Genomic DNA, 13,032 nt, shown 5'->3' with positions numbered 1-13,032 from the left:
TAGTAATATAGACCAACAAATAGAAGAAAAAAAGGGGGACTTATTTAACTAACCTCAAGCCCTTCCCTTCATGAATCTCTTGAATACCTTCTTCACAAACTCCATATGAACGCCAGGAACAAGTTTCACACACAATTTGAATATCGGAAGGGATGACATACTTTCGAATGCACGACTCAATCTCCTCCCAACTCAAAATTTGCCCGATTTTAAGCCCCATTTTCTCTAGAATAGCGGCATCTCTATCATAANNGTATTTCCCTGAGTTTGGGTATTTTTCACACAGCTGATCAGGTCCCTTTATTAGCTGAATTAACGTCTTGGGGTTATTTCTCAACGTTTGATGCAAATGCGTCATATTTTCCACGTATTCTTCGGAATAACCCATACCCCGATAGCCCAGAAGGCAAAAAAGATGATGACCTCGCAGTTTATACATAACTCTGCCCCCATGTACAAGTTCAACAAATTGAAGTGTTAACTAAAAGTGATTACTAGTTAACACATATCAATCATCATAACATATCAAACCTAATTTAATGGGAACTTTTTTGTTTCACGAACGGTTCTTGAATGAAATTTGAAAGAGATAAAGAAAACCTTTTTAAACATCACTGGATATTCAACTACGATTCAGACCTTTCAATTGTTCTGCTGTAATCTTTTTTCATCATGACCTTTTTAAAATCTATCTTCGTTGTTAAGATTCCGATCAAGACTAGAAAGGCACCTATGTATCCTTTTTCGGAAAGAACTTCACCGGCGAAAATAAAAGCAAATAAAGCTGCGAATACGGGTTCCAATGAAAATATGAGACCTGTATGTGTGGGAGTCGTATATTGTTGGGCTGCAGTTTGGCCGATAAAACCAATCGCACTGCAGAATATACTTAATGCCAAAATAGATACCCATGATTCTGTCGTGTTAGGAAGATGTGGATTTTCAAAAAATAAAGATAGCAGCAGCCCCCATGCCCCGGTAAAACCAAGTTGTAATATTCCGAGAGAAATAGAATCTACATTCTTCGTCAATTTATCCGTCACAATGATGTAAATGGCATAAAACAAAGCCCCTAATATGATGAGAAAATCCCCAGAGCTAATGCTAAATCCATCATTTAATGTTAAAAGGGCGATACCTGCTATTGCGAAGACGACACCGATAACCACCCGTTTTTCAGTTTTTTGTCTAAAAAAGATGGCTAATAACAATGGAACAAATACAACCGCAAGACTAAATAAAAATCCTGCATTTGAGACGGACGTGGATTTTACCCCAATCGTGACAACAGAAATGGCTGAGAACAAGATGGTCCCTAATAAAAATCCATATTTAATCGTCTGAAAATCAATGTGCATAAAGCGTTTATAGAATACGAGCCCTGCTAAAACAAAAGCTATACCGAAGCGTAAGGCGATCAAGTTAAATCCTTGAATAGATTCAAGACCCATCTTCATGAATAAATAAGAGGATCCCCAAAATAATGTGACCACAAGCATCGTGAAATCTGCCTTTAATTGAGTATTCATCCCCATCCTATTTACTTTAGGAACAGCTGTACTCCCATTCATTTTTTATCATCACCTATCCTGTCTTAAATTGATTATTTTACATTATATATGTAGAATTTAAATTAGAAAAATGAATGTTTTTAAAGTTATACATGAATAGATTTCATGAAAAAGGAGTGATCAAATTGTCTCTTGCAAAGTTTGAGATTTTTAGTAGCGTTGTGGAATTGGGGAGCCTCACGAAAGCGGGGGAAGCACTCGGTTTAACACAATCTGCTGTTAGTCATGCCATTTCTAGTCTTGAAACGGAGTGGGGATTTTCCATTCTCAATCGCGGACGCTCAGGAATCCATTTGACGAGCAATGGAGAGCGCATTTTAACATACATCCGTGAAATTTTAAAATGGAACGAAGAAATGATTCAAGAAATAGCTAATATCAATGGAATGGAAATTGGTACAGTTCGGATTGGCACTTTTTCAAGTGTGTCCATTCACTGGTTGCCTGAAATCATGAAAGTGTTTAATGAGCGACATCCTTCTATCGAAATTAAGCTGCTGGAAGGAGATTATGATGATATAGAGCATTGGATTTCAACAGGTATGGTTGACTTTGGATTTGTGTCCTTGCCCACTTTACAACAGTTTGAAATGATTCCCTTAAAAAAAGATAGAATGCTCTGCATCGTCTCAGACCAACATCCTCTCGCTGAACAAAATGAGATTTGTTTTGACATGATCAAGGATGATCATCTAATCAAATCGAAAAAAGGAAGCGATAACGATCTAACACGAATGTTAAAAGAAAATAATGTTACGCCTAATATTAAATTTGAACTTACAGATGACCAAGCCATTATTTCAATGGTTGGAAATGGAATGGGAATCAGTATACTTCCTCAAATGGTATTACACCGTGTCCCAGCTAACGTGCGGGTTCTTCAATTAGCAGGAGAACACTATCGGACAATTGGTATTGCTGCTACATCCTTTAAAACCCTTGCCCCAGCTACAAAAAAGTTTATTGAATATCTGAATTCGTGGTTAAGTGAGCCTGCACGCTCCCATCGGATTTGAATGGATAGTACGTCATTATCGAATATCTTTCGTAAAATAACTAGGGAGCCATCGTGATTAGGTTGGGAACTTTTTTAAAAAGAAGCTTGGAAATGCATCTTTAAAATTACAAATTTGCCCATTTGAATGTTAAAATATAGGTAAATCGTTTGTGGATGCGGGAAAATTGATTTTTTCTTTATCCAAACATGCCAAAAAAGCAAAAGAAATATCGAGACAATAGAAGAGCATTCATTAACTGAGATACTATGGAGGATCCACATGAAAGTTCGACTGTCTAATTTTAGTGAAGAGTGGGCTCTAATGTTTCAAACTGAGGCTAAAATGCTGAAAACAATTTTTGGCGATGAGATCATTAGAATAGAACATTTTGGGAGTACGTCAGTTCAAGGCATGAAGGCAAAACCTGTCATAGATATGATGTGTATTGTTAAAGAGATAGCGAAGATTGATTTGTTTAATCGCAAAATGGAAGCTCTTGGTTATGATGTAGCGGGGGAATGGGGCATCGCCGGCAGAAGGCTATTTCGAAAAGGCGGTGAAAACAGAACCCATCATATTCATTTTTATCAATATGATAACGCTCAAATCGATAGGCACTTAATTTTTCGGGATTATCTTCGGTCCCATCCGGATGAAGCAGCAAATTATAGCCGCTTTAAAGAAGAGCTGGCCGAGCGGTTCGATAACTCAAGGGAATATAGTCAAGCCAAAAAAGATTTCGTGAAGGAAATGGAACAGAAAGCACTTCTCTGGTTTAAGGAGTTTCAGAGAAAATAACAACCTTTATTAGGTATATTAATCAAGAATTTGCCGGAAGGAATTTATACTATAATAACGAATTAATATAAAGGGAACCTAAAAATTGAACACTCGGTAATCGAATTAAAGAACAAAACTAGGTTTAATGTAAGGAGCGAAACGATGAAAGAAAATACAAAAAAAGAAATCTTTTCTTGGATAAAATCACTCGCATTTGCACTCATAATTGCTTTTATATGTAGAGAACTCCTATTCTCACCTACAACTGTATTCGGGGAATCTATGGCACCTACTTTTCAAGATCAAGAAAAGGTTGTAGTTAGTAAAACGGCTGGCATTCAACGGTTTGATGTGATTGTATTCAATGCCCCTGATGTGGAAGACAAAAAATATATTAAGAGAGTAATAGGACTTCCAGGTGACCGGATAGAGATGAAAGATGATGTCCTTTACATTAATGGCAAAGCATTTGAAGAATCGTATTTAAAGGAAAATAAAGCTGATAATCCATTTAATAAGCTGACTGGCGACTTTGAATTGCAAGAAGTGCCTAAAGGTTCTTTATTTGTAATGGGCGATAACCGTTTGAACAGTAAGGATAGCAGGCACATTGGCTTTATTCCATACGAATCAATCATCGGAGAAGTGAAGTTTCGATTTTATCCATTTCAAGCAATTGGCATACCAAAATAAAGTATTAATACAGGGCGTTTCTACAAAAGGTAGGGACGCTTTTTTACACTAAAGTTTCGTTTTTGGAGGGATAGAAATGGCAAGGTTTATTGACGACGTGGCTGGGGCTATCTATGATGTTTGTAAGTTTATTTTCACAAGTATTTGTTACCTACTTGCTGGAATGTTAATGGTTGGAGTCCCACTTTATCTGTTTGCGCTAGTATTTAAAACTATTAAGTAAGAAGTCGGTGACTGCAACACATTATCTTCTTTAGTTAATGGATGTGTTTCCACAACAAAGTGTAGGCACTAATTCAAGTAGCATAGATTAAAAGCTCTTATGCCGCAAATTTCAAACATATCAATTAAGTGGAGAGCTAAAATTCTCTCCACTACCTAATCAAATTGCTATTCAGTAAACGAAGCGGGGGATCCTGTTGAAGTATGCTCATTAACCCAGTCAAGAGAGACCTTTGAAACATCTTGCCAGTCAGATATCTCTGATTTATGCTGCTCTACCCAACTCATACAATATTGCGGATCTATACTATGCTCTAGGCATTGTTCTAAGAATAATTGGATGGTTGACTCCGTACAATTTTGCCATGTTCCACAAGTGTAATGAAAAATATTTTCCATTTTCGTTTGTATAGAAAGATCATTTGTACTGGACATTGCTGCTCCTCCTTTTGTTAAAACACAAATGTTAATTGTAGTACTCCCACATTCAGTTTTTCCAAAAGTAAATAATTTATGAATTTATAAATTAAAAATGAATCATTTGAGAATTTTTGCAAAACCGGCGTGATAGGCAGTGAAGGGCTTGGCCTTTAAAATTAACTTTGGAGAAAAATTAAAAAGAAAAGTAAATAAAGATATAAGGAGACTAAATTGAATAGAAAGAAAAAAATTATAGGTGTAGGTATTTTCTTTTTTTCATTGGTTGTAATAAAATTTGTTTTTCCTACATGGACACCAAATATAAAAGGAATAAATAGTATTAGCACTTTACAGCAGATAGAAATAAATGGGACTAAATTGGAAGTCATGATTAGAGGGAATAACCAATCAAATCCTATTATCATATTTGTTCATGGTGGTCCAGGTTGTTCGGAGATACCTTATGTAAGGAAGTACCAAGATTTACTCGAAAAGAATTTTACAATTGTTCATTATGATCAGCGAGGAAGTGGAAAATCCTATCACTTTTTTGAAGATTATTCGAATTTAACAACAGATTTGCATGTGGATGATCTTTTGGAATTGACGGACTATATCACAGAAAGGTTGGGCCAAGAAAAGGTACTATTAATTGGTCATTCATTTGGAACCTATATAGGAATGAAAGCTGCAAGCAAGGCACCTGACAAATTTTCAGCGTACATTGGAATTGGACAGGTTGGCGATACAGTTCAAAGTGAATTAGATAGTTTAAAATATACAATAAATCAGGCAAAGTTAGCTGGAAACATGGGTGACGTAAAAAAACTTGAGAACCTTAAAAGCTCAGTTGAAAATGGGGAAGAGCTTACACCGAGGAATTTAGTTCGAAAATATGGTGGAGCAGCAAGGTTGATTAATGATAATTTGGATTATTATTTAGGATTCCTATTCGGTCCCGAATATAATTTACTTGATGTAATTCGGTATGTAAAAGGAGTTTCGCTCTCACAGGGCATTTTAATACGTGAGGAAAGGCAACAAAGTATTACAAGTATGATAGATCATTTAGAAGTACCTTGTTTTTTTGTCATGGGTCAATATGATTATATGACCTCAGTAAATGCTGCAAAGGCATACTTTTCCAAAATTGAAGCACCTATTAAGGAGTTTATTATTTTTGATGAATCTGCACATTATCCACAGTTTGAGCAAAAAGAATTATTTGCAAATTGGTTAAATGAAACTTGGGGGGAACTTGATAAAAAATAATGGAGTCCCTGTGCTTGTTTATACAGTTTTTCTTAATTTACTTTTAGTCCATAGGCAAACTCAAAAGATAGTAAAGAAGCAGAACGTTGTGTAGAAGGTAGAATAGAAGTATATTAAGAATTGAAGCAACGGCCAATCTCTTTGATTGACCGCTGCTTTTTATGCGAGTTTTTTATACATTACAATATGCGGACCAATAGGAGGATAATCAAAAACTTCACCATGTATGTTAAAGCCTAATCTATTATAATACTGTTCTACAGAGGTTCTGGCATTGCACCATATAAGGTCAAACCCCTGAGCTTTTATTAAATTTTCGGCATAGGCAACAATTAATTTCCCAGCTCCTAGATTTCTAAACTCTTCTAAAGTCGCCATTCCTCGTAAGCGATATTGCATTTCAATAGAAAAATCAGGATTCCTTTCGATACAAAAGGACGCAATACTGATTAGCCTGCCTTGAGAAAATGCTCCAACATGAAGCGCCCCTGGTTCATGGTCTGTATCATATTTACAATCCTCAATCGTTTGGTGAGGACGCAGAACAGTATGTCTAGTACTATAAGTCATCTCTGGCGTAATTTTTCTAACCTCTAACATTCTTATCCTCCGATCTTTTTAAAGTATTAATAAATAATTCTCTAACCGTTCTAGTAATCCTGCTTCTTATTAAATGGAAAATGCATGGCAGAGTTGTGGAGGAGATAGAAAAAGTGATTAAAAATACCTACTATTGAAAAATACGAATGGGGTATGAGGGGAGGAAGATTGCGTCCATTTGGGTATTTATTAAGGATTATTATTAAAGTTTGAAAAAATACTAGAACAAAAAAACTCCCTCGCCGTCTCAAATTTCATGCTAAAGGGTGGTTTGGCAACCAACTTTAGCAGCCTGACGGCAAAGGGGCAAGGGGAAGTTATATTTCTGTTTTTAAGATCTGATCAATGATTTTCTTCTCCAATTTGGCTAAGGAAGGAGCGGAAAAGTCTCTTGGACGCGGGGCAGTATTTTTTATATCTAACGTGATTTCTCCATCCTCAATGAGGAGGATTCGATCAGCGATTTTTACAGCTTCTCGAACATCATGTGTTACGAGTAAGGAAGTATAGCCTTGATTCAGCCAAAGGTCTTCAATCAAATTTTGCATTTCCATTCTTGTTAACGCATCCAAGGCACTTAAAGGTTCATCTAGTAATAATAGAGAGGGCTTATGCACCAAAGCTCTTGCAAGTGCAACCCGCTGCTTTTGACCGCCGGAAAGTGTGGATGGCCATTCGTCTTTGAAAGATAATAATCTGACAGCATCTAAAGTTTGTTCTGCTTTTTCTTTCCAATTTCCTTTTAATCCAAGACCGACATTATTTATTACGCTTTTCCATGGCAAAAGTCGAGAATCTTGATACATCATGGTGGCACTAGACATCGATTCTTTAACAGGCGTATCGTTAAAGTAAATTTGACCTGATGTAGGTTCCTCTAACCCTGCAATCAGCCGAAGAAGTGTGCTTTTACCGCTGCCGCTCTTACCGACAATGGCAACAAATTGTCCTGCTTCTATTTCAAGTGACACATTGTTTAATACTGTTTTTTCACCAAAACTTTTTTCGATATTTTTCAAGCTTATATGAATGGCATGATCATTCTTTTTTAGAGTTTCTCTTATTACTGGCTCACGAATAGCCATTTCTTAATCCCTCCAACCATTAACGAACATAGCTTTTATGCCAGCGGAGTGCCTTCCTTTCTCCCCAGCGCGCGAGTATATCTGCCAATTTTCCAAATAATGCATATAAAATAATCGTAATGATGATAATATCTGATTGCATAAATTGTTGGGCTGTCATGGCCAAATATCCAACACCTCTTGTGGTAGCGATTGTTTCAGCAATGATTAATGTTAACCACATAACACCGAGAGAGTATCGCAAGCCTACAAAAATGGATGGAAGGGCCCCCGGGAACAATACGTTTTTAAATAAATCCCACCCTTTTAATCCATACATTCTGCCCATTTCGATTAATCCTGCATCAAGATTTCTGATTCCATGAAGAGTATTAATATAGACTGGAAACATGACCCCGATGGATACTAAAAATATTTTTGCACCTTCGTCTATGCCAAACCAAAGAATGACAAGAGGGACCAAAGCAAGATTAGGAATATTTCGTATCATTTGTAAGGAAGTATCAGTTAACTGGAAGGTGAGATTAGATAATCCGTTTGATATTCCTAAAACAAAGCCGATTCCTCCTCCGATCAATAAGCCAATAAGGGCCCGTGTTAAACTGACCTGCATATGGTAGAAGAGTTCTCCAGAAAAAATTAAGTTATAGGCGCTAGTTAGAACTGTAAGTGGGGAAGGCACGAGCTGGGTGGAAACGATCCCAGTCTTTGAGAAAAAATGCCATCCAATCAAAACCAAAATCGGGATAAACCATGGCAATAGACTCTTTGATAACTTTGCTTTCATGTTATTTTCCTTTCCGCAAAATTAGCACGAGCAGATCTCTACTTACCTACATTTTGGGCTACATCAATTTTTTCTGGTATTAACCCAATTTCATGATAAACATCTGCTTGCTTTTGCTGTGCATCAATGATTTCTTGATTGATCTTTTCGGCATCATAATCTCTGCGAGCGGTAGCTCTATCAATGATTTCTTCCTCAATTCCTAACATTTTAGATACCAGTTTAACAACCTCTGGCTTATTCTTATTGGCCCACTCATCCGATTCATCTATGGCTTCGATAATTTTATTAACTAATTCAGGATGTTCTTCATTATATTTAATGTTTGCCACATAAAAGGTTCTGTTCGGATACCCATAATCTTTTCCTTCAGTTAGGTTGATTGTATCCAGCTGAATTTCTGTTCCGGCTAAGAATGGATCATAAGTTGCAAATGCATCTAATTTTTTTGTTTCAAAAGCAGTACGCCCTTGAGCTGCATCCGATAAATAGACCCACTCGACTTCATCAAGGTTAATCCCAGCTTCCTCCAATGCCAAAATGGTTAAGTAATGATGATTACCGCCTTTATTTACCCCAATCTTTTTCCCTTTTAAATCGGCGATTGACTTTATTTTTGAATCTTTATGGACAAGAACTCCGACTCCTTCTGGATTAGGCAAGTCTGCTCCTACATAAACAAAGGGTTTATTTCCTGCCTGTGCAAAAATGGTAGAACCATCTGATGCATGACCGAAATCGATATTGCCTGTAAAAAGAGCTTCTAATAAGGGCCCGCCACCATTAAATTCTTTCCACTCAATTTCATAACCATCTTCTTTAAGTTTTTTCTCTAAAAATCCGCTTTCCTTTAAAATATTTAAAGTGTTTCCCTTTTGATATCCAAGTCGAATGACTTTGCCTGTTTTCTCACTGTTTTGATCTTTGGTTTCTCCAGTTGTTGTCCCAGTACTTGCTGATCCACAAGCGGTTAACATTAGCAATAATCCAAAAATAATCGCTAATAGGCTAAAGTTTTTCTTTCTGGTGTCCATTATCATACTCTCCTTCAATAAATTAATGAATTACTAATTTAATCCGATGAAACTTATCGGTTTAGTAAATTTTAAATCATTGTAATGGATATATTTAGAAAATTCAATACCCCTTTTTAACTATTTTTAAAAAGGATTTGGATAATCTGGAGAGGAGTTTAAGGTTCTGAAGGCGGCCAGTCTAGTTGAATTGCAACGAAATGAATTGTTGAGGCTGAAGAAGAAATTCCTGCGGTGAAAAAGAAAAGAGTTTTACAATTGGTATTAAGCAAATTCATTTATCGCAAAAGTCAAAAATGAGCTTCATTGGGCAAAGCATGGGCTGTTCATTTACCAAATTGAATACCTCCTAAAATTATATAAAGGATATGACTTCATTTTTGCTTCAAATTTTTATATTGTAAGGATAAAGATGGAAGGAGGGGGACGTTAAATTGAAGAAAATTTATGTTATTAGGCATTGTGAAGCAGAAGGGCAGCCGCCTGAATCAAAACTAACAGTTAATGGTTTGAAACAAGCGTTAGATTTATCTGAGTTTTTTTCCGAAATGAAAATCGATCGAATTATTTCAAGCCCATATAAGCGTGCTATTGACTCAATAGACCAACTTGCCAAGCGATTAAATATAGAGATTGAGCTTGATAGAAATTTAACAGAACGTATACTAAGCACCAAAAATCTTCATGATTGGCTAGAAAAACTAAGAACAACCTTTGATAATATGGAACTGAAATTTGAAGGCGGCGAGTCTAGTCAAGCTGCAACGGAACGAATCCTTGAAGTGGCAGAAGAAATTTTTAACGGTGAAAAAGAAAACACCATCGTTGTGACACATGGGAATTTAATGTCTTTACTTTTAAAGTATTATAAGAAAGATTTCGGCTTCGATGATTGGAAAAATCTTAGTAATCCTGATGTATTTCTCTTGAAATATGAAAATAACGAAGTAACGTTTGAGCGGGTATGGAAGTAAAGGGTCAAAAGAAAACTATGCTCCGCCAATCTCCCTAGCCTTTTCTTAATTGGGGCTTATTGGTGGCTAAGAAGACTACTATCTTTTATTTCGCTAGTTTTTCAATAACACTCACAAAGGGCATTTGCATTCCCGCTACATGCCGTGATACCGTTTAATAAAATCGAGAAAAGCAGACGCTGCATGGGTTAGGTTTTTCTCTTTATTCCATGCTATTGAAAGATGTAAAATCATTGGAGGGTCTATTGGAACGGTAACAAGTCGCGGATCATTTTCTACGACCATTTTAATAAATAGAGAAATACCTAGATCTAAAGTATGAATTACGTGAGGCGGTTAAAATCTCACAACAGAGTGAACGATTTACTTTAATTGAAGCTAGAATTAATCCTAGTGAATACCATGATCAAATGTAAGGTTATTATATTCCATCTATAATGGAAGAAAAGATGTCCAAAAAGAGAAGCTCTCACAAACTATATTAAACACGTGACGCAGTTCTATATGTATTTTAATAGAGTGTAATTTATATACTTATTCCAAAATAGTGCCCTTTTCTGTAAATACGAAAAAAGTCCAATTTCTCCATTTAAATACGAAGAAATTGGACTTTTTATATTGTTAGCTATTAAATCTCTTAATTATGTTTAACATTTTTAGCTTTAGGGTTCCCAAAGAGCATTAAAGAACCTGCAACTACTACGCTTCCTATAAGAGCCTCCCCTGGAAATGCATAATCTGCCATCCATCTAAGCTCTTTTAGTCCAAGTGTCGCTTGAGGGGAGACCATCATCCAAATTCCGATTGCAAAAAGAATATAACCTAAAACCTTCATTTCATTATTCCTCCTTTGAAATTAGGATGACTTTCTAGATTGATTTATTGATAGAGTAGGTGCTGTTTTCATAGGTGCAAATCGATCTTGTACCATTGCTCCAATTAGACCATCATCTGTCGTATTGACTGCAGTACAAATCATAGGGATAAAGCCAGAGTACATGGTAATAAAGGTTGTGATAAATAACGCTGGATCTGGCACTTGTAGAATGGTAGCTATAACAGGAGACATGAAAAATCCCGCCCCCCCGGGAACGCCCGGTGATTCTAAGCCCAAAATCCACATAGGTAACACTAATAATAAAATTTCAGATAAGGAAAGTGGGATATCCATCATAGCACAGGTCGTTACAGTCACAATTAATACAGCCATTGTAGAAGTACTTTTATTTAATACTGTGCCAAACACAACGGATGTCTCAGCGAATTCTGGTTTTAATTCTAAATCTCTTTCAGCTGAAATAATGTTAACCGCCAGTGTATCATAAGACCCCCCGGTCCCAAAACCTGTTGAATAAACTGTAAAGTAATATTTCCATATTTGACTCCATGTTCTTTTGGAGATAATCTTTGTCAATACAATGATCAGGAGTGTCCATGTTGTAGCTAAAATAAATACCCAAAGGACAGTTTTACCATAATAGGCAACTCCTTCAGTCCCAAACTTTAACGGAATGTTTATTGCTAAACATCCAATCATGATTGGATAATACCAAAGTAGCCACTTAAATGCTTTTAATATATAATCGCTAATAACCATAATATTTCTTGCAATTGGCTCAAATTTTTTGTTAGTCGCGACTATCCATCCAATTAGTACGGAGGCAATTAAAATCTGCAATAATGGTTGCTGGGTGATAATTGTTTTAAATGTACCTAATATACTCATTATAAATGTAGAGAACCCTGCTACTTCCGCACCATCTGTGGTAAAATCCAGACCTGCAACTAAAAAAATAAAAAGTGCAGCATATCCTACAGCTACTAATCCTAAAACTAGGTAAGACGCAAAGATTCTCCCAAACAATTGGCCAGCCTTATCTTTATGGACCATAATTAACTTTACTGCTGCTCCTGCTAGTAAAAAAAAGATAATAGCTGTAGCAAATGTTACGATGCCCTTAGGAAAATACTGCCCGCTTAGAGCAAGACCATGTACCACAGGATTGTCAGGTACAAATAAACCAAGTGAAAATCCAATTGCTAGAGTACTGAAAACCCAAAACGGATATGGAATCCTTTTAAAAAAATTTTGATCAATCTTTTTTCTTGTCATAGAAACCTCTCCTTTACGAGGATAAAGAAGGTAATAAACTATGTCTGATTACCCCGTTTTTAATGGTTGTGTAAATTCAATTGCCTTTACCTCTAAATACATAAATAAGTACTCCTGAACTTTCTTCAATCCTGTACCACATTTATTTCTTTTATTTTTTGCAGTTAGAATAAAACCTCAACTATTTGAATGTAAGCCCTTGCATAATATTTAAAGGCAAACTCCTAAGAGTATGATCCAACTTGAGAAAATTCAAAAGAAATATTTGTTATAGTATAAGGAATGCTATTTAGCCTCTTCAGTCACACACGAGCAACTGTTCAAAAATCTGTAGTTTCGTAAATTTACTTTATCTTTCATTAAACGAATAACTTTGTAAGATCTATTCTTCGACCTGATGTTCATTTCATGATGAAACCAAGATTAATGACACCTGTTTCTAATACAGACCACAGACTACATTAATTTATACTTTCCTCCTTT

At 36.0% G+C, this 13,032-nt stretch carries 16 protein-coding genes; 6 read left to right on the top strand and 10 right to left on the bottom strand.

The window, feature by feature from the left end:
• Positions 1 to 40 precede the first annotated feature (40 nt).
• Positions 41 to 439 (bottom strand): DUF1284 domain-containing protein, encoded by a 399-nt coding sequence (locus V7149_RS09010; RefSeq protein WP_335345303.1) that lies wholly within the window; start codon positions 437 to 439, stop codon positions 41 to 43.
• 187 nt (positions 440 to 626) lie between these two features.
• Positions 627 to 1,529: a DMT family transporter gene (locus tag V7149_RS09005; RefSeq protein WP_335345306.1), complete on the bottom strand. Its 903-nt coding sequence runs from the start codon at positions 1,527 to 1,529 to the stop codon at positions 627 to 629.
• Between the two features lie 167 nt (positions 1,530 to 1,696).
• On the opposite strand from V7149_RS09005, the gene V7149_RS09000 reads away from it, so the two are divergent.
• From V7149_RS09000 to V7149_RS08985, 4 genes are all read left to right on the top strand, one after another.
• Positions 1,697 to 2,587: a LysR family transcriptional regulator gene (locus V7149_RS09000; protein WP_335345302.1), complete on the top strand. Its 891-nt coding sequence runs from the start codon at positions 1,697 to 1,699 to the stop codon at positions 2,585 to 2,587.
• A 261-nt stretch (positions 2,588 to 2,848) separates the two neighbouring features.
• A complete protein-coding gene (locus V7149_RS08995) occupies positions 2,849 to 3,367 on the top strand; it encodes a GrpB family protein (RefSeq protein WP_335345301.1) in 519 nt (172 codons plus the stop codon).
• Between the two features lie 144 nt (positions 3,368 to 3,511).
• Positions 3,512 to 4,042, top strand: a complete 531-nt coding sequence (gene lepB / locus V7149_RS08990) for a signal peptidase I (RefSeq protein ID WP_335345300.1) — start codon at positions 3,512 to 3,514, stop codon at positions 4,040 to 4,042.
• Positions 4,043 to 4,118: 76 nt separating this feature from the next.
• Complete coding sequence (locus V7149_RS08985; RefSeq protein WP_335345299.1) at positions 4,119 to 4,265, top strand: hypothetical protein; 147 nt, start codon at positions 4,119 to 4,121, stop codon at positions 4,263 to 4,265.
• Between the two features lie 167 nt (positions 4,266 to 4,432).
• Here the strand turns inward: V7149_RS08985 and V7149_RS08980 are convergent, their stop codons facing one another.
• Positions 4,433 to 4,699, bottom strand: a complete 267-nt coding sequence (locus V7149_RS08980; protein ID WP_335345298.1) for a hypothetical protein — start codon at positions 4,697 to 4,699, stop codon at positions 4,433 to 4,435.
• 216 nt (positions 4,700 to 4,915) lie between these two features.
• Here V7149_RS08980 and V7149_RS08975 point away from each other — a divergent pair, with 216 nt between their 5' ends.
• Positions 4,916 to 5,956 carry an alpha/beta fold hydrolase gene (locus V7149_RS08975; protein WP_335345297.1) on the top strand — a complete coding sequence of 347 codons (1,041 nt, stop codon included), beginning with the start codon at positions 4,916 to 4,918 and terminating at the stop codon, positions 5,954 to 5,956.
• A gap of 159 nt (positions 5,957 to 6,115) precedes the next feature.
• Here V7149_RS08975 and V7149_RS08970 read toward each other — a convergent pair whose 3' ends face one another.
• The 4 genes from V7149_RS08970 to V7149_RS08955 all read right to left on the bottom strand — a co-directional run bounded on the left by V7149_RS08970 (position 6,116) and on the right by V7149_RS08955 (position 9,462).
• On the bottom strand, positions 6,116 to 6,556 hold the full coding sequence (locus tag V7149_RS08970; RefSeq protein WP_335345296.1) for a GNAT family N-acetyltransferase: 441 nt from the start codon (positions 6,554 to 6,556) through the stop codon (positions 6,116 to 6,118).
• Positions 6,557 to 6,873: 317 nt separating this feature from the next.
• Entirely contained in the window at positions 6,874 to 7,641 is a 768-nt protein-coding gene (locus tag V7149_RS08965) for an ATP-binding cassette domain-containing protein (RefSeq protein WP_335345295.1), read from the bottom strand.
• A gap of 19 nt (positions 7,642 to 7,660) precedes the next feature.
• Entirely contained in the window at positions 7,661 to 8,428 is a 768-nt protein-coding gene (locus tag V7149_RS08960; RefSeq protein ID WP_335345294.1) for an ABC transporter permease subunit, read from the bottom strand.
• A 38-nt stretch (positions 8,429 to 8,466) separates the two neighbouring features.
• Positions 8,467 to 9,462: an aliphatic sulfonate ABC transporter substrate-binding protein gene (locus tag V7149_RS08955; RefSeq protein WP_335345293.1), complete on the bottom strand. Its 996-nt coding sequence runs from the start codon at positions 9,460 to 9,462 to the stop codon at positions 8,467 to 8,469.
• A gap of 434 nt (positions 9,463 to 9,896) precedes the next feature.
• Here V7149_RS08955 and V7149_RS08950 point away from each other — a divergent pair, with 434 nt between their 5' ends.
• Positions 9,897 to 10,436: a histidine phosphatase family protein gene (locus tag V7149_RS08950; RefSeq protein ID WP_335345292.1), complete on the top strand. Its 540-nt coding sequence runs from the start codon at positions 9,897 to 9,899 to the stop codon at positions 10,434 to 10,436.
• A 135-nt stretch (positions 10,437 to 10,571) separates the two neighbouring features.
• Here the strand turns inward: V7149_RS08950 and V7149_RS26485 are convergent, their stop codons facing one another.
• From V7149_RS26485 to V7149_RS08940, 3 genes are all read right to left on the bottom strand, one after another.
• Complete coding sequence (locus V7149_RS26485) at positions 10,572 to 10,739, bottom strand: hypothetical protein (RefSeq protein ID WP_438824100.1); 168 nt, start codon at positions 10,737 to 10,739, stop codon at positions 10,572 to 10,574.
• Positions 10,740 to 11,073: 334 nt separating this feature from the next.
• Positions 11,074 to 11,271, bottom strand: coding sequence for a hypothetical protein (locus V7149_RS08945; RefSeq protein WP_335345291.1), 198 nt, complete (start codon positions 11,269 to 11,271; stop codon positions 11,074 to 11,076).
• Between the two features lie 21 nt (positions 11,272 to 11,292).
• Positions 11,293 to 12,549 (bottom strand): dicarboxylate/amino acid:cation symporter, encoded by a 1,257-nt coding sequence (locus V7149_RS08940; RefSeq protein WP_335345290.1) that lies wholly within the window; start codon positions 12,547 to 12,549, stop codon positions 11,293 to 11,295.
• Between the last annotated feature and the right edge of the window lie 483 nt (positions 12,550 to 13,032).

It is taken from the genome of Bacillus sp. JJ1503 (assembly GCF_036965125.1).
Lineage (GTDB): Bacteria > Bacillota > Bacilli > Bacillales > Cytobacillaceae > Cytobacillus.
This window is presented reverse-complemented; position numbering and strand designations above follow the sequence as displayed.